The 22,248-nt window shown below is 61.0% G+C and carries 19 protein-coding genes; 13 read left to right on the top strand and 6 right to left on the bottom strand.

Translation table 11 applies throughout. From position 1 onward, the window contains the following. The first annotated feature begins 113 nt into the window (after positions 1 to 113). On the top strand, positions 114 to 365 hold the full coding sequence (tusA, locus tag TK06_RS11615; protein ID WP_063322194.1) for a sulfurtransferase TusA: 252 nt from the start codon (positions 114 to 116) through the stop codon (positions 363 to 365). Here tusA and TK06_RS11610 read toward each other — a convergent pair. Then, positions 362 to 1,765, bottom strand: a complete 1,404-nt coding sequence (locus tag TK06_RS11610; protein WP_063322193.1) for an MATE family efflux transporter — start codon at positions 1,763 to 1,765, stop codon at positions 362 to 364. The two genes, tusA and TK06_RS11610, sit on opposite strands and share 4 nt — an antisense overlap. A gap of 317 nt (positions 1,766 to 2,082) precedes the next feature. Between TK06_RS11610 and pdxB the strand changes: the two genes are divergently transcribed. Then, positions 2,083 to 3,225, top strand: a complete 1,143-nt coding sequence (pdxB, locus tag TK06_RS11605; protein ID WP_063322192.1) for a 4-phosphoerythronate dehydrogenase PdxB — start codon at positions 2,083 to 2,085, stop codon at positions 3,223 to 3,225. A gap of 181 nt (positions 3,226 to 3,406) precedes the next feature. On the opposite strand, the gene TK06_RS11600 is transcribed toward pdxB, so the two are convergent. Next, on the bottom strand, positions 3,407 to 3,586 hold the full coding sequence (locus TK06_RS11600; RefSeq protein WP_003199629.1) for a PA1571 family protein: 180 nt from the start codon (positions 3,584 to 3,586) through the stop codon (positions 3,407 to 3,409). 249 nt (positions 3,587 to 3,835) lie between these two features. Between TK06_RS11600 and TK06_RS11595 the strand changes: the two genes are divergently transcribed. Continuing rightward, positions 3,836 to 5,617, top strand: coding sequence for an ABC transporter transmembrane domain-containing protein (locus TK06_RS11595; RefSeq protein WP_161951739.1), 1,782 nt, complete (start codon positions 3,836 to 3,838; stop codon positions 5,615 to 5,617). Positions 5,618 to 5,735: 118 nt separating this feature from the next. On the opposite strand, the gene TK06_RS11590 is transcribed toward TK06_RS11595, so the two are convergent. After that, positions 5,736 to 7,664: a transglycosylase SLT domain-containing protein gene (locus TK06_RS11590; RefSeq protein WP_063322190.1), complete on the bottom strand. Its 1,929-nt coding sequence runs from the start codon at positions 7,662 to 7,664 to the stop codon at positions 5,736 to 5,738. 213 nt (positions 7,665 to 7,877) lie between these two features. On the opposite strand from TK06_RS11590, the gene TK06_RS11585 reads away from it, so the two are divergent. Then, positions 7,878 to 9,788: an ATP-binding cassette domain-containing protein gene (locus TK06_RS11585; protein ID WP_063322189.1), complete on the top strand. Its 1,911-nt coding sequence runs from the start codon at positions 7,878 to 7,880 to the stop codon at positions 9,786 to 9,788. 133 nt (positions 9,789 to 9,921) lie between these two features. Here TK06_RS11585 and TK06_RS11580 read toward each other — a convergent pair whose 3' ends face one another. Next, positions 9,922 to 10,362, bottom strand: coding sequence for a universal stress protein (locus TK06_RS11580; protein WP_063322188.1), 441 nt, complete (start codon positions 10,360 to 10,362; stop codon positions 9,922 to 9,924). Positions 10,363 to 10,464: 102 nt separating this feature from the next. Between TK06_RS11580 and TK06_RS11575 the strand changes: the two genes are divergently transcribed. From TK06_RS11575 to TK06_RS11545, 7 genes are all read left to right on the top strand, one after another. Next, positions 10,465 to 10,902 carry a hypothetical protein gene (locus tag TK06_RS11575; protein ID WP_063322187.1) on the top strand — a complete coding sequence of 146 codons (438 nt, stop codon included), beginning with the start codon at positions 10,465 to 10,467 and terminating at the stop codon, positions 10,900 to 10,902. A gap of 487 nt (positions 10,903 to 11,389) precedes the next feature. Continuing rightward, positions 11,390 to 13,537: a fatty acid oxidation complex subunit alpha FadB gene (gene fadB / locus TK06_RS11570; protein WP_063322186.1), complete on the top strand. Its 2,148-nt coding sequence runs from the start codon at positions 11,390 to 11,392 to the stop codon at positions 13,535 to 13,537. A gap of 30 nt (positions 13,538 to 13,567) precedes the next feature. Further along, entirely contained in the window at positions 13,568 to 14,743 is a 1,176-nt protein-coding gene (gene fadA, locus TK06_RS11565; RefSeq protein WP_024618393.1) for an acetyl-CoA C-acyltransferase FadA, read from the top strand. Between the two features lie 108 nt (positions 14,744 to 14,851). Beyond that, on the top strand, positions 14,852 to 15,088 hold the full coding sequence (locus tag TK06_RS11560; RefSeq protein WP_003199644.1) for a DUF1653 domain-containing protein: 237 nt from the start codon (positions 14,852 to 14,854) through the stop codon (positions 15,086 to 15,088). Between the two features lie 115 nt (positions 15,089 to 15,203). Next, positions 15,204 to 17,816: a type I DNA topoisomerase gene (gene topA, locus TK06_RS11555; protein ID WP_063322185.1), complete on the top strand. Its 2,613-nt coding sequence runs from the start codon at positions 15,204 to 15,206 to the stop codon at positions 17,814 to 17,816. Between the two features lie 234 nt (positions 17,817 to 18,050). Further along, positions 18,051 to 18,575, top strand: a complete 525-nt coding sequence (locus tag TK06_RS11550; RefSeq protein ID WP_063322184.1) for a DUF6586 family protein — start codon at positions 18,051 to 18,053, stop codon at positions 18,573 to 18,575. A 106-nt stretch (positions 18,576 to 18,681) separates the two neighbouring features. After that, complete coding sequence (locus TK06_RS11545) at positions 18,682 to 18,915, top strand: hypothetical protein (protein WP_003183419.1); 234 nt, start codon at positions 18,682 to 18,684, stop codon at positions 18,913 to 18,915. 71 nt (positions 18,916 to 18,986) lie between these two features. Here the strand turns inward: TK06_RS11545 and sulA are convergent, their stop codons facing one another. Then, positions 18,987 to 19,460: an SOS-induced cell division inhibitor SulA gene (gene sulA / locus TK06_RS11540; RefSeq protein WP_063322183.1), complete on the bottom strand. Its 474-nt coding sequence runs from the start codon at positions 19,458 to 19,460 to the stop codon at positions 18,987 to 18,989. Between the two features lie 10 nt (positions 19,461 to 19,470). Next, the gene (lexA, locus tag TK06_RS11535) at positions 19,471 to 20,079 is read right to left on the bottom strand and encodes a transcriptional repressor LexA (protein WP_003199651.1); all 609 of its coding nucleotides are present in this window, start codon (positions 20,077 to 20,079) and stop codon (positions 19,471 to 19,473) included. Positions 20,080 to 20,320: 241 nt separating this feature from the next. On the opposite strand from lexA, the gene TK06_RS11530 reads away from it, so the two are divergent. Next, positions 20,321 to 21,028 carry a TetR/AcrR family transcriptional regulator gene (locus TK06_RS11530; RefSeq protein ID WP_063322182.1) on the top strand — a complete coding sequence of 236 codons (708 nt, stop codon included), beginning with the start codon at positions 20,321 to 20,323 and terminating at the stop codon, positions 21,026 to 21,028. Between the two features lie 183 nt (positions 21,029 to 21,211). Continuing rightward, positions 21,212 to 22,210, top strand: a complete 999-nt coding sequence (gene nagZ, locus TK06_RS11525; RefSeq protein WP_175489842.1) for a beta-N-acetylhexosaminidase — start codon at positions 21,212 to 21,214, stop codon at positions 22,208 to 22,210. The last annotated feature ends 38 nt before the right edge of the window (positions 22,211 to 22,248 follow it).

Below are 22,248 nucleotides of genomic sequence, written 5' to 3'. Positions count from 1 at the left end.
GACGACTGCTGCGCAGCCGAGCGGGAGCAAGCTCCCTCGCCACAGGGATGGATGCAGGTCTGTTAAGGGCGCCGACATTGCGCGACAATGCCGGGCAGTTTCAGGAGTAGAACATGAGTGAAATGAACGATACACCGGTCGACGGCACGCTGGATGCCACCGGTCTCAATTGCCCGGAGCCGGTGATGATGCTGCATCAGCACATTCGCGACCTGGCCCCCGGCGGATTGCTGAAGGTGATCGCCACCGACCCTTCGACCCGCCGCGACATCCCCAAGTTTTGCGTATTCCTGGACCACGAACTGGTGGCCCAGCATGAAGAGGCGGGTACCTACCTCTACTGGATCCGCAAGAAACTCGCTTAATCCGTCGAGCGGCTGATGCGGATCTGCTTGCGCGCGCTGCGGGCCAGACGGATCGACAGCATCAGCGCCGCGCAGCTCAAGCCCACGATCAAACCCTGCCACAGCCCGCTCGGGCCGCTGGCTGCGCCGAGCCAGTCGGTCAGGCCCAGGGCGTAACCCACTGGCAGGCCGATACCCCAATAGGCGAACAGCGTCAGGATCATCGTCACCCGGGTGTCCTGATAGCCGCGCAACGCGCCCGCCGCCGTGACCTGGATCGCATCGGAAAACTGAAACAGCGCCGCGTAGACGATCAGCATCGACGCCACCTCGATCACCACCGGGTCGGCGGTATAGATCGCGGCGATGGGGCCGCGCAATGCGAACATCAGGCTCGCCGACAGGCAGGCGTAGGCCAGCGCCGTGCCCATGCCCACTCCCGCGGCGAAGCGCGCTTCACGGGGCTGAGCGCGCCCCAGGGCCTGGCCGACCCGCACCGTCACGGCCATGCCCAGGGAGTAGGGGATCATGAACACCAGGGAACTGAAGTTCAGTGCGATCTGGTGCCCGGCCACCACCGTGGCGCCGAGGCTGCCGATCAGCAGGGCAATCACTGCGAAAATACTCGACTCGGCAAACACCGCGATGCCAATCGGCAGGCCGATGCCCAGCAGGCGCTTGATGACCGCCCATTGCGGCCAGTCGAAACGGCTGAACAACCGGCTCGACTGATAGGCCGGTGCCCAGCGGGCCCAACCGGCCATGCCCAGGGCCATGACCCACATCACGATGGCCGTGGCCCAGCCGCAACCGACGCCGCCCATGGCGGGCACGCCCAAGTGCCCGTAGATGAAGATGTAATTGAGCGGAATGTTCAGCGCCAACCCGCACAGCCCCAGCACCATCGCCGGGCGCGTGCGTCCCAGGCCGTCGCTGAAGCAGCGCAGTACGTGGTACAGCGCCACGGCTGGCAGGCCCGTGCCGATGCCGCGCAGGTATTCCATGCATGGGCCAATCAATTCGGGGTCGACATTCATGATGTGCAGGATCGGTTCGGCGCTGAACAGCGCCAGTGAGGCGATCAACCCCACCACCAATGCCAGCCACAGCGCCTGGCGCACCAGCGGGCCGATCTCGGCGAACGTACCGGCACCGAAGCGTTGGGCAACTTTCGGCGTGGTCGCCAGCAATGTGCCGGTCATCAACAGAAACACCGGCACCCAGATCGAGTTACCCAATGCCACCGCGGCCAGGTCCCGTGGGCCGACGCGACCGGCCATCACCGCATCGACGAACCCCATGGCGGTGGTTGCCAGTTGCGCCACCATGATCGGCAAGGCCAGGGCCAGCAAGGTCCTGAGTTCCAGGCGAACGCGGGCCGGGCGGGAGAGGGTGGTGGGGGTATCGATTACAGGGTTCACGGGGAAAGCGTCCGAAAAGATTAAGCGCAAGGCGGCGAATTCTACGCCTTGACGCAGTGGTCAGGAAAAAACCTGTGTTGTGGATTTGTAATTGCTCGCTCCCTTGTATCCAGCCTGTACTCTTTGGACCGGGAACAGGGTGACCCGTGGCGAGGGAGCTTGCTCCCGCTCGGCTGCGCAGCAGTCGTCGCTCTTTGGATTGGGGTTGCTGCGCAACCCAGCGGGAGCAAGCTCCCTCGCCACAACAGCATTCACTGAAGGAATGCACGGAGTTACTGGAACGCCTACACTGCCTACCCCGCCAAAGGAGCTTTGCCATGCTGATCGTCGCCGACGAAAACATCCCCCTGCTTGATGCATTTTTCCAAGGATTCGGCGAAATCCGCCGGGTACCGGGCCGGGGGATCGACCGGACGATGGTCGAGCAAGCCGACGTGCTGCTGGTACGTTCGGTCAGCCAGATCAATCGGGCTCTGCTGGAGGGCAGCAAGGTGCGCTTCGTCGGCACCTGCACCATCGGCACCGATCACTTGGACCTGGATTATTTCGCCGAGGCCGGTATTCGCTGGGCCAGCGCGCCGGGCTGCAATGCCCGTGGCGTGGTGGACTATGTGCTGGGCAGCCTGATGACCCTGGCAGAAATCGAAGGTGCGCAACTTGAGCAACGAACCTTCGGTGTGGTCGGCGCAGGCCAAGTGGGCGGGCGGTTGATCGAGGTGCTCAAGGGGTTGGGTTGGACCGTGAAGGTCTGCGATCCGCCGCGTCAGGCTGCCGAGGGGGGCGACTATATGAGCCTGGAGCAGATCATCGAACAGTGCGATGTGATCAGCTTGCACACACCGTTGACCCGCGACGGTGAGCAACCGACCTGGCACCTGTTCGACGAGGCGCGTCTGAACCAGCTCAAGCCCGGGACCTGGCTGATCAACGCGGCCCGCGGCCCGGTGATCGACAACGCCGCGCTACGCGAAGTGTTGCTGGAACGTGAGGACCTGCAAGCGGTGTTGGATGTCTGGGAGCAGGAACCCACCGTGGATGTGGACCTGGCCGATTTGTGCGTGATCGCGACCCCGCACATTGCCGGTTACAGCCTCGATGGCCGCCAGCGCGGCACGGCGCAGATCTACCAGGCCTTGTGCGCTTTCCTGGAGCGGCCGGTTGAAGTCAGCCTCAGCGACCTGTTGCCTCGGCCTTGGCTGGGTGGCATCACCCTGGATGCCGCAACCGACCCGGCCTGGGCCTTGGCGGTGTTGTGCAGGAGCGTGTATGACCCCCGTGGCGACGACGCGAACTTTCGCCGCAGCTTGGTTGGAACGGTCAGCGAGCAACGCAGTGCATTCGATGCCCTGCGCAAGCACTACCCACCGCGGCGGGAAATCGACAGCCTGAAGGTGCGTATCGACGGGCAGTCGGCGGCCTTGCAACAGATCGTGACGGCGCTGGGTGCCACCGCCCTTTAAGGGGAAATGCTCTTGTGGCGAGGGAGCTTGCTCCCGCTGGGTTGCGAAGCAACCCCAATCCAAAGAGCGACGACTGCTGCGCAGCCGAGCGGGAGCAAGCTCCCTCGCCACAGGTTCCTGCAAAATCAACAGGCATAAAAAACCCGACATCAAGGTCGGGTCCAATTGAAGACGGGCTGTATCACTTTTGTTCGGCAGGCTTGACCAGTCGTTTTTCCAGCTCGCTGCAGGCTTTTTGGATCATGTCTTCGGTGATCGGTACTTCGCGCCCTTGGGCATCGATGAACGAGCAGCCCAGAGACTGGTCCGGTTGCGTGCGGATTACTTGAATCTTGTCGTCGCTGCTGTGTTGCAAGGACATGGCCTGTCTCCTCATCAGGTTGTGTGCCTACTTTAATGTCGCCAGGTGACCGAGCCATGACACTCCTTGTAGGTTCATGGCGACACCTCCACTCAATCAGAAACACAGTTGCGTTTCCAGCCAGCCTTTAGACCGATAACATCTAGCCTCTAGTCGTTGTGGTCATATTTAACCTGACTCATTCTGATTCAACTTGGTTCCGCTACGCTTTGGCGTCGCTGGCCGGCCTTTTTCCTGCTGCATTATCGGATGCCCTTGATGCTTTCTTCCCGACATCGCCGTGCCATACGCCTGGCCAGCGGCTTCATCGCCCCTTACCGCAAACAGGTCGCCGGCGCTTTGCTGGCCTTGATTGTCACTGCCGGTATTACCTTGTCCATGGGCCAAGGCATCCGCTTGCTGGTGGACCAGGGCTTCATGACCCGCTCACCGCACCTGCTCAATCAATCCATCGGCCTGTTCATGGTGCTGGTGGTGGGGCTGGCGATCGGTACGTTTGCACGTTTTTACCTGGTTTCCTGGATCGGCGAGCGGGTGGTGGCCGATATCCGGCGGCAGGTCTTCAACCATCTGGTGTACTTGCACCCCGGTTTCTATGAAAACAACCGTAGTTCGGAAATCCAGTCGCGGCTGACCGCCGATACGACCTTGCTGCAATCGGTGATCGGTTCGTCGCTGTCGTTGTTTTTGCGCAACGCCTTGATGGTGGTGGGCGGCATCGTGCTGCTGTTCATCACCAATCCCAAGTTGACCAGTATCGTGGTGATTGCCCTGCCGCTGGTATTGGCGCCGATCCTGGTCTTTGGTCGTCGGGTGCGCAGTTTGTCGCGCCAGAGCCAGGACCGCATTGCCGACGTCGGCAGCTACGTCTCCGAAACCCTTGGCCAGATCAAGACCGTGCAGGCTTACAACCACCAGGTCCAGGACGAACAACGATTCTCCGTGACGGTGGAGCAGGCTTTCGACACTGCCCGCAAGCGCATCGCCCAGCGGGCCTGGCTGATCACCCTGGTGATCGTGCTGGTGCTGGGTGCGGTGGGGGTGATGCTCTGGGTCGGCGGCATGGATGTGATCGCCGGGCGGATTTCCGGCGGTGAGCTGGCGGCATTTGTGTTCTATAGCCTGATTGTCGGCAGTGCCTTCGGCACGCTGAGCGAGGTGATCGGCGAGTTGCAACGGGCGGCGGGTGCTGCCGAGCGCATTGCCGAGTTACTGCGTTCGCAGAACATCATCCAGCCGCCGGCCTCAGGCCTTGTCACGTTGCCGGAGCGGGTTCGGGGCGATCTGCGCCTCGAGGGCGTGCGTTTTTCCTACCCCTCCCGACCGGACAGTTATGCGGTCGACGGTCTCGACCTGACCATCAAGGCCGGCGAGACCCTGGCCCTGGTCGGGCCTTCCGGTGCGGGCAAGTCAACGGTGTATGACCTGCTGCTGCGCTTCTACGATCCGGTGCAAGGGCAGATCCTGATCGACGACGTGCCGTTGACTCGACTCGATCCGCTGGACCTGCGCCGCCACTTCGCCCTGGTCTCACAGAACCCGGCGCTGTTTTTCGGCACGGTCGAAGAGAATATTCGCTACGGCAACCCTGGGGCAACGTCCGAGCAGGTGCGTGAGGCTGCGCAGATTGCCCACGCCCACGACTTCATCGAAAAAATGCCCGGCGGCTACCAGACCCACCTGGGCGACGGTGGCCAGGGTCTGTCCGGCGGCCAGCGCCAACGCCTGGCCATCGCCCGGGCATTGCTGGTGGACGCGCCGATCCTGCTGCTGGACGAAGCCACCAGTGCCCTCGATGCGCAAAGCGAACACCTGATCCAGCAAGCCCTGCCCAACCTGATGAAAAACCGTACGACCCTGGTCATCGCCCACCGCCTGGCCACGGTGAAAAACGCTGACCGGATCGCGGTGATGGATCAGGGCAAGGTGGTTGCCGTGGGCACTCACCAGGAGCTGGTCGCCAGCAATGCGCTGTATGCGCGGTTGGCGGCGTTGCAGTTCAATGTGGGGCTGGAGTCGACAGCTGACTGAGAACTGCTCCCGAAAGGTCCAGACAACCGATCAAAAAAAGCCCGTATCTTTCGATACGGGCTTTTTTTGCTTTTGAGGAACAGCTTGCCGCTTGAAGCTCAACGCTTGCCGCTAACCCTCACTGATCATCGAAATACCGCTCATGCCAGTCCACCAGCGGTTGCGGCGAGTTGAGTTTCTGGCCGTAGATCACCGAGTACGACAACACGTTCTGCACGTATTGGCGGGTTTCGTCGAAAGGAATGCTTTCGACCCAGACGTCGAAGCTCAAGTGGTCGGCGCCGCGCAGCCACTGGCGTACGCGACCGGGGCCGGCGTTGTAGGCCGCCGAGGCGAGGACGCGGTTGCCGTTGAACTGGCTGTGAACCTGGCTCAGGTAGGCCGCGCCCAACTGGATGTTCTTGTCCGGGTTCAGCACTTGCTGTGGTGAGGCCAGGGGAATGCTGAACTTGCGTGCGGTTTCCTTGGCGGTGCCAGGCATCAATTGCATCAGGCCGGCGGCGCCGACGCCGGAGCGGGCGTCGTCCATGAAGGCGCTTTCCTGGCGGGTAATGGCGAACGCCCAGCTTGGATGCAAGCCGCGGATCTTGGCTTCGCGTACCAGGGTGTCGCGGTGGGCCATCGGGAAGCGGATGTCCAGGTCGTCCCAGTACTTGGCCTGGCTGATGGTGCGAATGGCCGGGAAATACCACTTCAGGTCATAGGCCAGTTTCGCCTGGGCAACCATTTCGTCCCGGTTGAAATGCCGGCTGACGTGATACCACTCGCGGCGCCCGTCGACGATGTCCCCACGGGCATGAAATTCCAGCGCCCGACGCACGCCAGGGGTGTTGCGCACTTTGTTGATCAGCGCCTGGCTCATCACCAGCGGCTTGTTGACGAGCGAGTACGGTGACTGGGAGCGGTCGGCGGCCAGGAAGCCATAGAAATCTCGTTCACGGGCCAGGTGCTTGTAGAGCGCCAGCGCCTCGGGGTTCTGCGGCTGCGCCAGTTCCAGCGTACGGGCTTGCCAATACCGCCAGCGATTGGTGCTGGCCAGTGTCTCGGGCAGGCGACGGGTCAGTTGGTAGGCATCGTCCCAGCGGGCCAGGCGCAGCAGCAGGCGCAAGCGCCATTCCGAAACGGTGTCATCGCGCAGTTCCGGGTCGTATTTCGTCATCACGTCCAAGGCCCGGCTGTCGAAGCGCTTGGCCAGGGTCAGGCCGATTTCCCGGGCAATCGCAACTTTTTCATCACGGGAAAAATGCATGGTGCTGGCGTAGCCGTCCAGCAGCGCCATGGCCTTTTCCGGATCCTGGCGAGCCAGGCGACGCAGGCCGAGGCTGACGATGTCGGACATGGGTTCATCGGCCGGGGTGAAGCGCGAGGGCTGGTTGAGCAACTCGGGTTTTTGCGCCACGTCCACCAGCAGCTTGCCGCGGGGGGCGAGGGTGGTCAGACCGCTGACCAGGCTGTTGGCCAGCGGATAGTTGCGGGCCTGGGCCGCCAGTTTTGTGCGTTCCCAGCGTTTCTGTTCGGTCAACTGGCCCTGGGAGGCCCATAGGCCGAACAAGGCATCGCACGCCTGGGGTTGGGATTTGCCGGAGAGCCACAGCTTTTCGGTATTGGCATAGCCTTCGGCCTTCAAGCCATGGCTGAGCTGGTACTGGGCGTTGAGGCAATCCAGTTCGGTGAAATTGAGCTTGGGGTCGTAATACTTGACGAAGGTCTCCCAGTCACCGCGCTCGGTCAGCCAACGCAGCCAGCGCAACTTCATCCAGTTGGCCTGGGGCAGATCACCGTGTTCGGCGAGGAACTTCTCGATTTCGGCGTTGCTGGCGCTCTTGAGGCGAGCGGTCAATTCGTCGTAGGCCAGGTAGGGTTCCAGCGGATAATCGCGCAGGGCCTGGCTGTAGCGAAAGTAAGGGCCGGAATCACCCTTGGCCAAGGCGCGCTTGGCCTCGTCGTAATATTGGCGTTGAGTGGAGATATCCACCGCCTGCGCGGATTGAACGGCAGTGGCACATACAAAAAGACACGATAAAACACTGAAAAGGCGACTGCGCATGAGACGTCCGGGCATAGAAAACATGACAAGCCCAAGGGGTAACCCAGGGTAACTGTCTGTAGCTTAGCCTTTTGCCAGCAGCCGGCGAAAGCTTTGCAGGGCCGTCGGTGCAAGTTCGCAACATTTGTTATGCCGAGTGCTTCGGTGGCGAAATTGGCGGACCCCTGAGGCCTCATCTCAGGTAGAATGCGCGCCCGGTTTTTGGAGAAGCTCATGACCCTGCTCAAATTCAGCGATGTGTCCCTTGCTTTCGGCGCTATGCCGTTGTTGGACAAGGTGTCCTGGCAGATCGCCCGTGGTGAGCGGGTGTGCATCATCGGCCGCAACGGCACTGGCAAGTCCAGCATGATGAAGCTGGTCAAGGGCGATCAGAAGCCCGATGACGGCTCGGTCTGGCGCGCGCCAGGCCTGAAAATCGGCGAATTGCCCCAGGAACTGCCGGTGGCCGACGAGCGGACCGTATTCGACGTGGTCGCCGAAGGCCTGGACGGTGTCGGCGCGCTACTGGCCGAGTATCACCACCTGAGCCAGAACATCGTCACCGACGCTGACCTGGACAAGTTGATGCATGTGCAGCACGACCTCGAAGCCCGTGATGGCTGGCGGTTGCAGCAATTGGTCGACAGCACCCTGAGTCGCTTGCAACTGCCTGCCGACAAAACCCTCGCCGAGCTGTCCGGCGGCTGGCGTCGTCGCGTCCTGCTGGCCCAGGCCCTGGTGTCCGAGCCGGACCTGCTGCTGCTCGACGAACCGACCAACCACCTGGACATCGGCGCCATCGCCTGGCTTGAAGAAGCCTTGAAGGACTTCCAGGGGGCGGTGCTGTTCATCACCCACGACCGTTCCTTCCTGCAAAACCTGGCGACCCGCATCCTTGAATTGGACCGCGGCGGCTTGATCGACTGGAACGGCGACTACGCCAGCTTCCTGGTACACAAGGAAGCGGCGTTGGCAGCGGAAGAAACCGCTAACGCGCTGTTCGACAAGAAGCTGGCCCAGGAAGAAGTCTGGATTCGCCAGGGCATCAAGGCGCGTCGCACCCGCAACGAAGGCCGTGTGCGGGCGCTCAAGGCGTTGCGCGTGGAGCGCAGCGAGCGTCGCGAGCGCACCGGCAAGGCCAACATTCAGTTGGACACCGCTGACAAGTCCGGCAAGCAGGTGATGGTCCTGGAGAACGTGAGTTTCGCCCACCCTGGCGGTCCGTTCCTGATCAAGGACTTCTCCATGGTACTGCAGCGGGGTGATCGCATTGGCCTGCTGGGTGCCAACGGTACCGGCAAGACCACTTTGCTCAAGCTGATGCTCGGCGGCCTGGTGCCGACCAACGGCAAGGTGGAAGAGGGCACGAAGATCGACGTCGCCTACTTCGACCAGTTGCGCCATCAGCTGGACCTGGAAAAGACCGTGATCGACAACGTGGCCGAGGGCCGCGACTTCATCGATATCGATGGCCAGAGCCGTCACGTGTTGAGCTACCTCGGCGATTTCCTGTTCAGCCCCCAGCGTGCCCGCACGCCGGTCAAGGCGCTGTCGGGCGGTGAACGCGCCCGTTTGTTGCTGGCCAAGTTGTTCAGCAAGCCGGCGAACCTGCTGGTGCTCGACGAGCCGACCAACGACCTGGACGTGGAAACCCTGGAATTGCTGGAGGAGGTGTTGTTGACCTTCAATGGCACCGTCCTGATGGTCAGTCACGACCGGGCATTCCTCGACAACGTGGTCACCAGCACGCTGGTGTTCGAAGGCGAAGGCCTGGTGCGCGAATACGTCGGTGGTTATCAGGACTGGCTGCGCCAGGGCGGCTCGCCGCGTCTGCTGGGGGTCACCGAGAGCAAGTCCGGCAAGGCCGACCTGAATTCAGCGGTGGTCAAGGCCGAACCGGCTCCGGTCGCCGCCGCAGCCCCAGCGAAGAAAAAGCTCAGCTACAAGTTGCAGCGCGAGCTGGAAGCGCTGCCGGGTGATATCGACGCGAAGGAGCAGCAGATCGCAGCGGTAGAAGCCGAAATGGCTGACGCCGGGTTCTACCAGCGACCTGCTGCCGAAACCGCCAAGGTGATTGCGCACCTGGAGCAACTGCAGGCTGAGCTGGATGCATTGGTCGAGCGCTGGGCCGAGTTGGACGCTTGAGCCCGCACGCTCAATGACTGTGGCGAGGGAGCTTGCTCCCGCTGGGCTGCGAAGCGGCCCCTGGCGGTGAGTGCTTCGCACTCAAGCGGGAGCAAGCTCCCTCGCCACAGGTTCAGTGAGTTCCTTGGGGGAATCAGCTGCGCTTGACCAGGTGCACCGCCAGCACGTCGCAAGGCGCGCCATGCAGCACGTCGTTGGCGGTCGAGCCCAGCAGCAATGCCAGGCCATGGCGGCCATGGCTGCCGACGACGATCAGGTCGCAACCCTGCTCTTTGGCCAGGTGATGGATCTCCTGGCGCGGCTGGCCGTAGGTCAGGTGGCAGTTTTCCTTTTTCAGGTCAGGGTACTTCACGATCAGTCGCTCAAGGCGTTCCTTGGCTTGATCGAATTGCTGTTGCTGCAACTGGGAAAGGTCCATTGGCACATCACCACCAAAGGCCATGGCCATCGGCTCGACGATATGCACCAGCGACAGCTTGGTGTCTCTGCCGTCGCACAGGGCGCGAGCGCGTTTGACGACGGGATCGCATTCTTCAGTGAGGTCAACGGCGACCAGGACGTGGTTGTAGTACATGGAAGGCACTCCAGAGAATTGCGATACGGTAAGTATGGCTGGTTTCAAGCGCATTGACGGCGACGTGGCTCAATGGGCTCATCAGAATTCGGGAGTACGAATATGACGGTCTGGATAGTGGTGTCAATCCTGTTGGTGGTGTTAAGTCCGCTGGCATGGTTGCGACCGTCCCGTGTCCAGAGTGGTCGCATGGCCCTGCGCATGGAGGCGCGACGCCTGGGCCTGGCCATGCAGCTGGCGCCGCAGGAGTGGCCGCACTGGCTCGGCCAGCAGCCGCCAAACCCCTGTGCCCAGTACCACCGACCCCGGCGCGGCAAGGAACCGGCTGTCTGGAGCTATTGGCAGACTGCGCCAGGCGTCTGGGTCAACCAGTGGCGAGAAGCCTGCCAGGATGAGTCCCTGCTCAATCATTTCGAAAAATTGCCGGCCAACGTCTACAAGGTTGAAGCCGATCGGCAAATGATTGCCTTGTACTGGGGCGAGAAGGGCGAAGCGACTGTTTTGCAAGATATTTGCGCGGTGCTCAAGGCGCTGGCCTGAGGCATAAAAAAGCCCGACAGACTCATCGGGCGGGTTGGCCAGGCAGGCCGGTAATCAATCTCATGTCAGGGCGTGCGTTCGTAACGTCCTTTGTTCCCAATCTTCAATCGCGTCCCGACAGCGTAGACGGCTGGATCCAGTCTGTCTGGAATTAGGGCGATTTTTCTAATTATTGATCCTATGAATAGCTATGCATGCGGCGCCGTGTTGCGGATCCGTATGGTACGGAAATGACCGTGAAGTCGCGTTCACGCCCGTGTTTAGGGCGATTGACAATTGTCGGAAATTCCGTGAAGGTGACGTACCCAAATCAAACGGGCGTATGAATTGAGCGTTTGTATTTTCAGAATGCTCCTACAGACCCCGACTATCGCGTTGACGGGTGTGCCTGGCGGATTGGCGTAGCATCGACGGTAAACGTCAATGCCGAACCAGTGGTCAGCGTTCAACGTGTACTGTTCAGCTTCCATATCGTGGAGATCAGTTGATGATTTACGAAGGTAAAGCCATCACGGTTAAGGCTCTTGAAAGTGGCATCGTCGAATTGAAATTCGACCTCAAGGGTGAGTCCGTCAACAAGTTCAACCGTCTAACCCTGAATGAATTGCGTCAGGCCGTGGACACTATCAAGGCAGATGCTTCGATCAAGGGTGTGATCGTCAGCAGCGGCAAGGACGTGTTCATCGTCGGCGCCGACATCACCGAATTCGTCGACAACTTCAAGCTGCCCGATGCCGAACTGATCGCTGGCAACCTCGAAGCCAACCGTATTTTCAGCGATTTCGAAGACCTCAACGTACCGACCGTCGTGGCCATCAACGGCATCGCCCTGGGTGGCGGCCTGGAGATGTGCCTGGCAGCGGATTACCGCGTCATGTCCACCACGGCCAAGATCGGCCTGCCGGAAGTCAAGCTGGGTATATACCCAGGCTTCGGCGGCACCGTGCGCCTGCCGCGCCTGATCGGTGCCGACAACGCCATCGAGTGGATTGCCGCCGGCAAGGAAAACCGTGCTGAAGACGCGCTGAAGGTCGGTGCCGTGGATGCCGTGGTCGAACCTGGCAAACTCCAGGAAGCGGCCCTTGAAACCATCAAGCGCGCCATCAGCGGCGAGTTCGACTACAAGGCCAAGCGTCAGCCGAAGCTCGAAAAGCTCAAGCTCAACGCCATCGAACAAATGATGGCCTTCGAAACCGCCAAGGGTTTCGTGGCCGGTCAGGCAGGCCCGAACTACCCGGCGCCGGTCGAAGCGATCAAGACCATCCAGAAAGCCGCGAGCTTCGGTCGCGACAAGGCTCTGGAAGTCGAAGCCGCCGGCTTCGTCAAGCTGGCCAAGACCTCGGCTGCGCAAAGCCTGATCGGTCTGTTCCTCAATGACCAGGAACTGAAGAAAAAGGCCAAGGCCTACGACGAAATTGCCCGTGACGTGAAGCAGGCCGCCGTGCTCGGCGCCGGCATCATGGGTGGCGGTATCGCCTACCAGTCGGCGTCCAAAGGCACGCCGATCCTGATGAAGGACATCAACGAACACGGGATCGAGCAAGGTCTGGCCGAAGCCGCCAAGCTGTTGGTCGGTCGTGTCGACAAAGGTCGCATGACCGCTGCGAAGATGGCCGAAGTGCTCAACGGCATTCGTCCGACCCTGTCCTACGGCGATTTCGGCCATGTCGACCTGGTGGTCGAAGCCGTTGTCGAGAGCCCGAAGGTCAAGCAGGCGGTATTGGCTGAAGTCGAAGACAAGGTCAAAGAGGACACCATCCTGGCCTCGAACACCTCGACCATCTCCATTTCGCTGCTGGCCAAGGCCCTCAAGCGTCCGGAAAACTTCGTCGGCATGCATTTCTTCAACCCGGTGCACATGATGCCGCTGGTGGAAGTGATCCGTGGCGAGAAGTCCAGCGAACATGCCGTTGCCACCACCGTGGCCTACGCCAAGAAAATGGGCAAGAACCCGATCGTCGTCAACGATTGCCCGGGCTTTTTGGTTAACCGTGTGCTGTTTCCGTACTTCGGCGGTTTCGCCAAGCTGGTCAGCGCTGGCGTGGATTTCGTGCGCATCGACAAGATCATGGAAAAATTCGGTTGGCCGATGGGCCCGGCGTACCTGATGGACGTGGTCGGCATCGACACCGGCCACCACGGTCGCGACGTCATGGCTGAAGGTTTCCCGGACCGCATGAAGGACGATCGCCGTTCGGCTGTCGACGTGCTCTACGAAGCCAAGCGCCTGGGCCAGAAGAACGGCAAGGGCTTCTACGCCTATGAGACCGACAAGCGCGGCAAGCAGAAGAAAGTCGCCGACTCGTCGGTGCTGGAAGTGCTCAAGCCGATCGTCTACGAGCAGCGCGAAGTCACCGACGAGGACATCATCAACTGGATGATGATCCCGCTGTGCCTCGAAACCGTGCGTTGCCTGGAAGACGGCATTGTCGAGACCGCCGCCGAAGCCGACATGGGTCTGGTCTACGGTATCGGTTTCCCTCCATTCCGTGGCGGTGCGCTGCGCTACATCGATTCGATCGGTGTCGCCGAGTTCGTTGCCCTGGCTGACCAGTACGCTGATTTGGGCGCGCTGTACCACCCGACCGCGAAGCTGCGTGAAATGGCCAAGAACGGCCAGAGCTTCTTCGGTTAAGCGCCCAACGACTAGAGCGAGAGAACATTTATGAGCTTGAATCCTAGAGACGTCGTGATTGTCGACTTCGGTCGTACGCCGATGGGCCGCTCCAAGGGCGGCATGCACCGCAACACCCGCGCCGAAGACATGTCGGCGCACCTGATCAGCAAGCTGCTGGAACGCAACGTCAAGGTCGACCCCAACGAAGTCGAAGACGTGATCTGGGGCTGTGTGAACCAGACCCTGGAGCAGGGCTGGAACATCGCCCGCATGGCCTCGCTGATGACCCAGATCCCTCACACGGCGGCGGGCCAGACCGTCAGCCGCCTGTGCGGTTCGTCCATGAGCGCACTGCACACCGCCGCCCAGGCGATCATGACCGGTAACGGTGACGTGTTCGTCGTCGGTGGTGTCGAGCACATGGGCCACGTGAGCATGATGCACGGCGTCGATCCGAACCCGCACATGTCGCTGTACGCGGCGAAAGCCTCGGGCATGATGGGTTTGACTGCGGAAATGCTTGGCAAAATGCACGGCATCACCCGCGAACAGCAGGACGCCTTTGGCGTGCGCTCCCACCAGCTCGCCCACAAGGCGACCGTGGAAGGCAAGTTCAAGGATGAGATCATCCCGATGCAGGGCTACGACGAGAACGGCTTCCTGAAGCTGTTCGACTACGACGAAACCATTCGTCCGGAAACCACCCTGGAAAGCCTGGCGGCCCTCAAGCCGGCATTCAATCCGAAGGGCGGCACCGTGACAGCCGGTACCTCGTCGCAGATCACCGATGGTGCCTCGTGCATGATCGTGATGTCGGCCCAGCGTGCCCAGGACCTGGGTATCCAGCCGATGGCGGTGATTCGTTCGATGGCCGTGGCGGGTGTGGACCCGGCGATCATGGGCTATGGTCCAGTACCGGCCACGCAGAAAGCCTTGAAGCGTGCAGGCCTGGGTATTGCCGATATCGACTTCTTCGAACTCAACGAAGCTTTCGCCGCACAGGCCTTGCCAGTGCTGAAAGATTTGAAAGTGCTCGACAAGATGAACGAGAAGGTTAACCTGCACGGCGGCGCGATCGCCCTGGGTCATCCGTTCGGTTGCTCCGGTGCGCGTATCTCCGGCACGCTGCTCAACGTCATGAAACAGAATGGCGGCACCTTTGGTGTGTCGACCATGTGCATTGGCCTCGGCCAGGGCATTGCCACTGTCTTCGAACGCGTCTAAGCGTTGCGTTGATGGAAGCCGGGGCCAAGTGCCCCGGTTTTTGTTTTTTCCGGGTTTAGTAGAAAAATTTTGTTTTTATTTTGAAAAGATTTGAGTGAGGGCCAAGACATGCCGATACAACCTGGGCTCTACCAGCATTACAAAGGTCCGCAGTACCGCGTATTCAGCATTGCGCGGCATTCCGAGACCGAGGAAGAAGTGGTCTTCTATCAAGCCCTGTATGGCGATTACGGCTTTTGGGTGCGTCCCTTGAGCATGTTCGAGGAGTCCGTCGAGGTTGACGGCGAACAGGTGCCACGCTTTGCTTTGGTGCAGGCCGAGGAGAGCATTTTTTCCAAGCCTTGAGGCCGGTATGCGGGCAACCCTGCGCTTGACCTCACCTTGCAGCCACTATATATAGCGGTGCCGCGTCAGGCGCCAACCGCCTTTCACTTTTTAGAATTCAGGAATTTTCTGATCCATGGGCAAATCGCTGGTCATTGTGGAATCCCCGGCTAAGGCCAAGACCATCAACAAGTATCTGGGCAACCAATACGTGGTGAAGTCGAGTATCGGCCATATCCGAGACCTGCCCACCAGCGGTTCGGCTAGCGCCAGCAAGGAGCCAGCCGCCAAGCGCGGCAAGGCTGCGGCTGGTGAAGCGCCGGCGCTGTCGCCGAAAGACAAGGCGCGCAAGCAGCTGGTCTCACGCATGGGGGTCGATCCGGAACACGGCTGGAAAGCCAAGTACGAGATCCTCCCGGGCAAGGAAAAGGTCATCGAAGAGCTGCGCCGGCTCGCCAAGGATGCCGACACCATCTATCTCGCGACGGACTTGGACCGCGAAGGGGAAGCCATTGCCTGGCACCTGCGCGAAGCCATTGGTGGGGATGACAGCCGCTACAAGCGCGTGGTGTTCAACGAAATTACCAAGAAGGCCATCCAGGAGGCCTTCTCCCAGCCGGGCGAGCTGGACATCGATCGGGTCAACGCTCAACAGGCGCGTCGCTTCCTCGACCGCGTGGTGGGCTATATGGTCTCGCCCCTGCTGTGGGCCAAGATCGCCCGCGGCCTGTCGGCTGGTCGCGTGCAGTCGGTTGCGGTGAAGCTGGTGGTGGAGCGCGAGCGCGAGATCCGCGCGTTCATCCCTGAAGAGTACTGGGAAGTTCACGCCGACCTCGGCACCGCGAAGGGCGCCACCGTGCGCTTCGACGTGGCTCGGGAAAAGGGCGAAGCCTTCAAGCCGCTCAACGAAGCCCAGGCCATGGCTGCGCTGGAGAAGCTCAAGGCGTCCAGCTACAGCATCGTCAAGCGCGAAGACAAGCCGACCAGCAGCAAGCCGTCGGCGCCGTTCATTACCTCCACGCTGCAACAGGCCGCGAGCAATCGCCTGGGCTTTGGCGTGAAGAAAACCATGATGATGGCCCAGCGTCTGTACGAAGCCGGCTACATCACCTATATGCGTACCGACTCGACCAATCTTTCGGCCGATGCCGTGGCGATGGCGCGCACTTATATAGAAAGCGAATTCGGCAAGAAGTACCTGCCGGACACGCCGAACGTCTACAGCAGCAAGGAAGGCGCACAAGAGGCGCACGAAGCGATTCGTCCGTCCGATGCCAACACCGAGCCAAGCAAGCTGTCGGGCATGGAACGCGATGCCGAGCGTCTCTACGAGCTGATCTGGCGCCAGTTCCTGGCCTGCCAGATGCTGCCGGCGCAATACCTGTCGACCACCGTCAGCGTCGGTGCCGGCGACTTCGAGCTGCGAGCCAAGGGCCGCATCCTGAAGTTCGACGGCTACACTCGCGTCATGCCGCAGATCACCAAGCCTGGGGATGACGACGTCCTGCCAGACATGGCCCAGGGCGACGTGATGAAGCTGATCAAGCTTGATCCGACCCAGCATTTTACCAAACCACCGGCCCGTTACTCCGAAGCCAGCCTGGTCAAGGAAATGGAAAAGCGCGGCATCGGTCGTCCTTCGACCTACGCGGCGATCATCTCCACCATCCAGGACCGCGGCTATGTGGCGCTGCACAACCGTCGTTTCTATTCGGAAAAGATGGGCGACATCGTTACCGAGCGTTTGTCCGAGAGCTTCTCGAACCTGATGGACTACGGCTTCACCGCCGGTATGGAAGAGAACCTCGACGATGTGGCCCAAGGCGAGCGCGACTGGAAAAACGTTCTCGACGAGTTCTACGGCGACTTCAAGAAAAAGCTCGAAGTGGCCGAAAGCCCTGACAGCGGTATGCGCGCCAACCAGCCGGTCATGACTGACATCCCGTGCCTGACCTGTGGGCGCCCGATGCAAATCCGTACCGCCTCGACCGGTGTGTTCCTCGGTTGCTCGGGCTACAGCCTGCCACCCAAGGAGCGCTGCAAGGCGACGGTCAACCTGGTGCCGGGCGACGAAATCGCAGCCGACGACGAGGGTGAATCGGAATCCCTGGTATTGCGCGGCAAGCATCGCTGCCCGATCTGCAGCACGGCGATGGACGCCTACCTGCTGGATGAAAAGCGCAAGCTGCACATCTGCGGCAACAATCCGGACTGTGCCGGCTACGAGATCGAAGAGGGCACTTATCGCATCAAGGGCTACGAAGGCCCGAGCCTGGAGTGCGACAAGTGTGGCAGTGAGATGCAGCTCAAGACCGGCCGTTTCGGCAAGTTCTTCGGTTGCACCAACCCGACCTGCAAGAACACCCGCAAACTGCTCAAGAGCGGTGACGCGGCGCCGCCGAAGATGGACCCGGTGAAGATGCCTGAGCTCAAGTGCGAGAAGGTCAACGACACCTACATCCTGCGCGACGGTGCCTCCGGCCTGTTCCTGGCGGCCAGCCAGTTCCCGAAAAACCGCGAGACCCGTGCACCGTTGGTAATGGAAATCGTGCCGCACAAGGACGAAATCGATCCAAAGTACCATTTCCTCTGCGAAGCGCCGCAGAAGGATCCGGACGGGCGCCCGGCGGTCATTCGCTACAGCCGCAAGACCAAGGAGCAGTACGTGCAGACCGAAGTCGACGGCAAGCCGACCGGCTGGAAGGCCTACTACGACGGCGGTAAGTGGACGGTTGAAGACAAGCGCTGATCGCCAGGGCTTGTCTGGAGGGTGGGGTTGAGGCTCTTGTGGCGAGGGAGCTTGCTCCCGCTGGCGGCGCAGCCGCCCTCTGCAATCGCTAAATTCGCAGACCTGACAAAAAGGCCGCATGACAACCCGTAGGTTTTCATGCGGCCTTTTTGTTTTTGGCTTGCAGTGGCCTCGGTTGATCAATGACACTGTCGCACTTGCGTGAAGCTTTCATTTCGTTGGGGAGATGCCGCCATGGCCCACGAACTCTATACCCGCACCAATCAGAAAATCTATTTCGCCGGTCTGTCGCTCGAAGCGCTCACCAGGGCCGAAGACGGACGTGCGATGAATTCCCCGGCGCTGCTCCAGGCAGGACGCGAATCCGCGCTGTTTCACCTGTACGGTGCGTTGTTGGGGTTGTGTCATGAAATTGCCGGCTTCTATCGCCTGCCACAAGCGAACGCACCTCGGGCTGAGCTGTTGTTGACCCGCGAAGCGTTGGAAACCATTGCAATCCCGGAGTTGGCCGAGATGGTCGAGCTGGCGCATAACCCGGAAACCTGGCTGGCGAAGCTCTTGGCGGCCCATGCGGCGCTGTTCGAGCCGCCCAGGGCCCCACGCAAGCCCAAGGGGGACGTGACCCAGCCGTTGATCGTGGCGGTTAATCTGGATGAACAAGAACCCGAGCCGGAGTTGAGCCGGGAGGAGCTGGAGAGCTGGCGTCAGAACCTCAAGAGCCTGGCGATACGCTTTCGCGAAGGTTTGAACGAGTGCTGAGTTTCCCCACGGCCCGTTACGTTCATTGATAACGCTTGGTCAAGATCCCGAGCGGAGCCTGGCCGATGACTATATAATCCTCGCCTTTCGTGGAGAACAGACTTTTATGCCTACGTCCTTTCTAGAAATTGTCGAACTTCCTGATGGCCGCATCGAGCTGCGCAGGGCTGAGGACGAGGGTTCTCTGGTTACCCTGAACTTCTCCGAAGATGCCAAGGTATTCCTCCAGGGCCAACACGTCGAAGTCGCCAAGGCGATGCTGAGCGTGGGCGTTCAGATGGCAGGTCGCCTGGTTGAAGGCGAATTCAACAAGGAAGAGGGGCCGCGGGTTCTTCATTGATCCCGTCTGTCGGCTTTTTTGAAGAGTGTGGCTGGTCGGCTTCTCTGCCTTGGAGAAGCCCCGCGTTTGTCTTAGCCCAATCGAATATTCAGACTTTGTGCGTCCCCGGTGCGGGCGGCGCTGATCAACTGTTGCCGTGCGGCGGCGGTCAATGGGTTGAGCCAGCTGACCACAGTGTGGCTACGGCCCAGGCGCAAGGCCTCGCAAGTCAACTGTTGGGCGCTTTGGGTGCCCCGCGGCTGCAACAACAGGATACGCTCACGGTTCAGGCCGGCATCCCGCAACCAGGCCTGGGTGACGCTGGCCGGTGGTGCGATCAGCGTAAGCCAGCGAGCATCCTGGTCCTGGCTGAGTTCTCGCAGAATCGGCGCCAGCAGGTTCAGGCAGTTTCCGGCCGCACCACGTAACGACAGTTCGCTGAAGGCCTCGGGTTCGACGCCCCAGGGCGACTCGATGACCTCTTTCAGGACTGGAACCAGCGGTTGGGCCATGAATGCCTCGAACAGCGGAAGTTGTGTGTGTTGTGGTGTGTGAGGGAACTGCATAAAGCCTCCTTTAGCGGCGAATGACGCCGACGCTCAAGCCTTCGATGACCAGGTCCTGATCTTTCAGGTTCACTTCGATGGGGGCGAACTCCGGGTTCTCGGCAATGAGCCAGACCTTGCTGCCGTCGCGCTTGAAGCGCTTGACGGTCACTTCGTCGCCGATTCGCGCCACCACGATCTGACCATTGCGGGCTTCGCGGGTGGTGTGGACGGCCAGGAGATCACCGTCGAAGATGCCGATGTCCTTCATGCTCATGCCGTGTACACGAAGCAGGTAGTCGGCACGAGGATGGAAGAACGAAGGATTGATGTTGCAGGACTCCTCGACATGCTGCTGGGCCAGGATCGGTGCGCCTGCCGCTACCCGGCCGATGATCGGCAGGGTGGTTTCGTCGGCCTTGGCTTCGAAGCCGGGGATGCGAATGCCACGGGATGCGCCCGGGGTCATTTCGATAGCACCCTTGCGCGCCAGCGCCTTGAGGTGTTCTTCAGCCGCGTTGGGCGACTTGAAACCCAGTTCCTGGGCGATTTCCGCGCGGGTTGGCGGGTAGCCGTTGTCTTCGAGGCAGCGTTTGATGAAGGCCAGAATCTCTGCTTGGCGTGGCGTCAGCTTTAGCATATTGATCGCTCTGTCTTTTTATACAGTGACTGGGATTATATACAGTGGGCGGCGCTTGGCAATCCTCCTTTTTTCGCGAGGCGCTGGACGGTCGGTCGGGCTGTTGACTGCGACATGACTACCACCCGTGAAAAGGTGTGGTTAAATACGTGACCGGGCGTTCGCAAAACGCCCCGGCAGGCTTGACAACCCCAGGGCTGAAACGTATGTTTCAAACAAGTGTTTGTCAGGCGGAGTAACCATGGCCCAGTCGGAAACCGTTGAACGCATTCTCGATGCTGCCGAGCAGTTGTTCGCGGAAAAAGGTTTCGCTGAAACCTCGTTGCGTCTGATCACCAGCAAGGCCGGGGTGAACCTGGCGGCGGTGAACTATCACTTCGGCTCGAAAAAGGCCCTGATCCAGGCCGTATTCTCGCGGTTCCTCGGGCCGTTCTGCCTGAGCCTCGATCGCGAGTTGGAGCGCCGCCAGGCCAAGCCCGACGTAAAGCCGACCCTGGAAGAGCTGTTGGAAATCCTGGTCGAGCAAGCCCTTGTCGTGCAGCCGCGCAGCGGTAACGATCTGTCCATTTTCATGCGCCTGCTGGGCCTTGCCTTCAGCCAGAGCCAGGGGCATTTGCGGCGTTATCTTGAAGACATGTACGGCAAGGTGTTCCGCCGCTACATGTTGCTGGTCAACGAGGCGGCGCCGCGTATCCCGCCGATCGAGCTGTTCTGGCGTGTGCACTTCATGCTCGGCGCCGCGGCGTTCAGCATGTCCGGTATCAAGGCGCTGCGGGCTATCGCGGAAACCGATTTCGGCGTGAACACCTCTATAGAGCAGGTGATGCGGTTGATGGTGCCGTTCCTGGCTGCCGGCATGCGCGCCGAAACCGGTGTGACCGATGAAGCCATGGCAGCCGCGCAATTGCGCCCGCGCAGCAAATCCGCCCCGGCGCTCGCCAAGGCGTGAGAGCATGGGTGTGCGCAGCGGCCTACATCCGCTAAGCTAGCCACCCATGCCGACTCTCGTTTCTAATCCGTCTTATCCTCCCTTGCGTCACCGCGACCTGCCGGGCCTGGCTCCTGGCAACGCTGTCGTGGGTGTGTCGCCACGCGGGTTCATCTTTATCAAGGAAATCCTATGACTGCCGGCCTGCAAGGCTCGTTGATGGTGGACGTCGCCGGTACCTGGCTGACGGCCGAAGATCGCCACCTGTTGCGTCAGCCCGAAGTGGGCGGCCTGATCATTTTTGCCCGCAACATCGAACACCCACGTCAGGTGCGGGAATTGAGCGCGTCGATCCGTGCCATCCGTCCCGACCTCCTGTTGGCGGTGGATCAGGAAGGCGGCCGCGTCCAGCGCCTGCGCCAGGGGTTCGTGCGCTTGCCGGCGATGCGGGCCATCGCCGACAACCCGAACGCCGAATACCTGGCCGAACAGTGCGGCTGGATCATGGCCACTGAAGTGCTGGCGGTCGGTCTCGACTTGAGCTTTGCCCCGGTGCTTGACCTCGATTACCAGCGCAGCGCCGTCGTCGGCAGTCGTTCCTTCGAAGGCGACCCCGAGCGCGCGGCGTTATTGGCCGGTGCCTTCATCCGGGGCATGAGCGCCGCCGGGATGGCTGCCACTGGCAAGCATTTCCCAGGGCATGGCTGGGCCGAAGCCGATTCCCATGTGGCGATTCCGACCGATGAGCGCAGCCTCGAACAGATTCGGGCCAATGACCTGGTGCCGTTTGCCAGGCTGACCAAGCAACTGGCCGCCGTGATGCCAGCCCATGTCATCTACCCGCAGGTTGACGCCAATCCGGCTGGGTTCTCTCGCCGCTGGTTGCAGGACATCCTGCGTGGCGAGTTGCAATTCGAGGGCGTGATCTTCAGTGATGACCTGTCAATGGCCGGTGCTCATGTGGTCGGTGATGCCGCCAGTCGTATCGAGGCTGCCTTGACGGCCGGTTGTGACATGGGGCTGGTGTGCAACGATCGCGCGGCTGCCGAGCTCGCCTTGAGCGCCGCCCAGCGCCTGAAGGTCAAGCCTTCGGCACGGATCGCCCGCATGCGTGGCAAGGCCTATGCTTCAACGGAATATCGCCAGAACCCTCGCTGGTTGGCGGCGCTCGGCGCGCTTAGGGCTGCCCAGCTGATTGATTAGCGCTGAGCAATGTGGGAGCCGAGTTCGCTCGCGATGAC

Origin of the sequence: Pseudomonas fluorescens (genome assembly GCF_001623525.1) — a bacterium.
In the GTDB taxonomy this organism is placed as follows: Bacteria; Pseudomonadota; Gammaproteobacteria; order Pseudomonadales; family Pseudomonadaceae; genus Aquipseudomonas; species Aquipseudomonas fluorescens_Q.
Note: the sequence above shows the minus strand (reverse complement) of the source record. Positions and strands in the feature narration are given on the sequence as shown.

Coding starts and splice junctions, on each gene's coding strand:
- TK06_RS11590 (WP_063322190.1), bottom strand. CDS start 7,664: ATGCGCAGTCGCCTTTTCAGTGTTTTATCGTGTCTTTTTGTATGTGCC.
- lexA (WP_003199651.1), bottom strand. CDS start 20,079: ATGCTAAAGCTGACGCCACGCCAAGCAGAGATTCTGGCCTTCATCAAA.
- fadA (WP_024618393.1), top strand. CDS start 13,568: ATGAGCTTGAATCCTAGAGACGTCGTGATTGTCGACTTCGGTCGTACG.
- TK06_RS11600 (WP_003199629.1), bottom strand. CDS start 3,586: ATGTCCTTGCAACACAGCAGCGACGACAAGATTCAAGTAATCCGCACG.
- sulA (WP_063322183.1), bottom strand. CDS start 19,460: ATGCAGTTCCCTCACACACCACAACACACACAACTTCCGCTGTTCGAG.
- TK06_RS11560 (WP_003199644.1), top strand. CDS start 14,852: ATGCCGATACAACCTGGGCTCTACCAGCATTACAAAGGTCCGCAGTAC.
- TK06_RS11585 (WP_063322189.1), top strand. CDS start 7,878: ATGACCCTGCTCAAATTCAGCGATGTGTCCCTTGCTTTCGGCGCTATG.
- TK06_RS11545 (WP_003183419.1), top strand. CDS start 18,682: ATGCCTACGTCCTTTCTAGAAATTGTCGAACTTCCTGATGGCCGCATC.
- TK06_RS11575 (WP_063322187.1), top strand. CDS start 10,465: ATGACGGTCTGGATAGTGGTGTCAATCCTGTTGGTGGTGTTAAGTCCG.
- topA (WP_063322185.1), top strand. CDS start 15,204: ATGGGCAAATCGCTGGTCATTGTGGAATCCCCGGCTAAGGCCAAGACC.
- TK06_RS11550 (WP_063322184.1), top strand. CDS start 18,051: ATGGCCCACGAACTCTATACCCGCACCAATCAGAAAATCTATTTCGCC.
- TK06_RS11595 (WP_161951739.1), top strand. CDS start 3,836: ATGCCCTTGATGCTTTCTTCCCGACATCGCCGTGCCATACGCCTGGCC.
- TK06_RS11580 (WP_063322188.1), bottom strand. CDS start 10,362: ATGTACTACAACCACGTCCTGGTCGCCGTTGACCTCACTGAAGAATGC.
- fadB (WP_063322186.1), top strand. CDS start 11,390: ATGATTTACGAAGGTAAAGCCATCACGGTTAAGGCTCTTGAAAGTGGC.
- pdxB (WP_063322192.1), top strand. CDS start 2,083: ATGCTGATCGTCGCCGACGAAAACATCCCCCTGCTTGATGCATTTTTC.
- TK06_RS11530 (WP_063322182.1), top strand. CDS start 20,321: ATGGCCCAGTCGGAAACCGTTGAACGCATTCTCGATGCTGCCGAGCAG.
- tusA (WP_063322194.1), top strand. CDS start 114: ATGAGTGAAATGAACGATACACCGGTCGACGGCACGCTGGATGCCACC.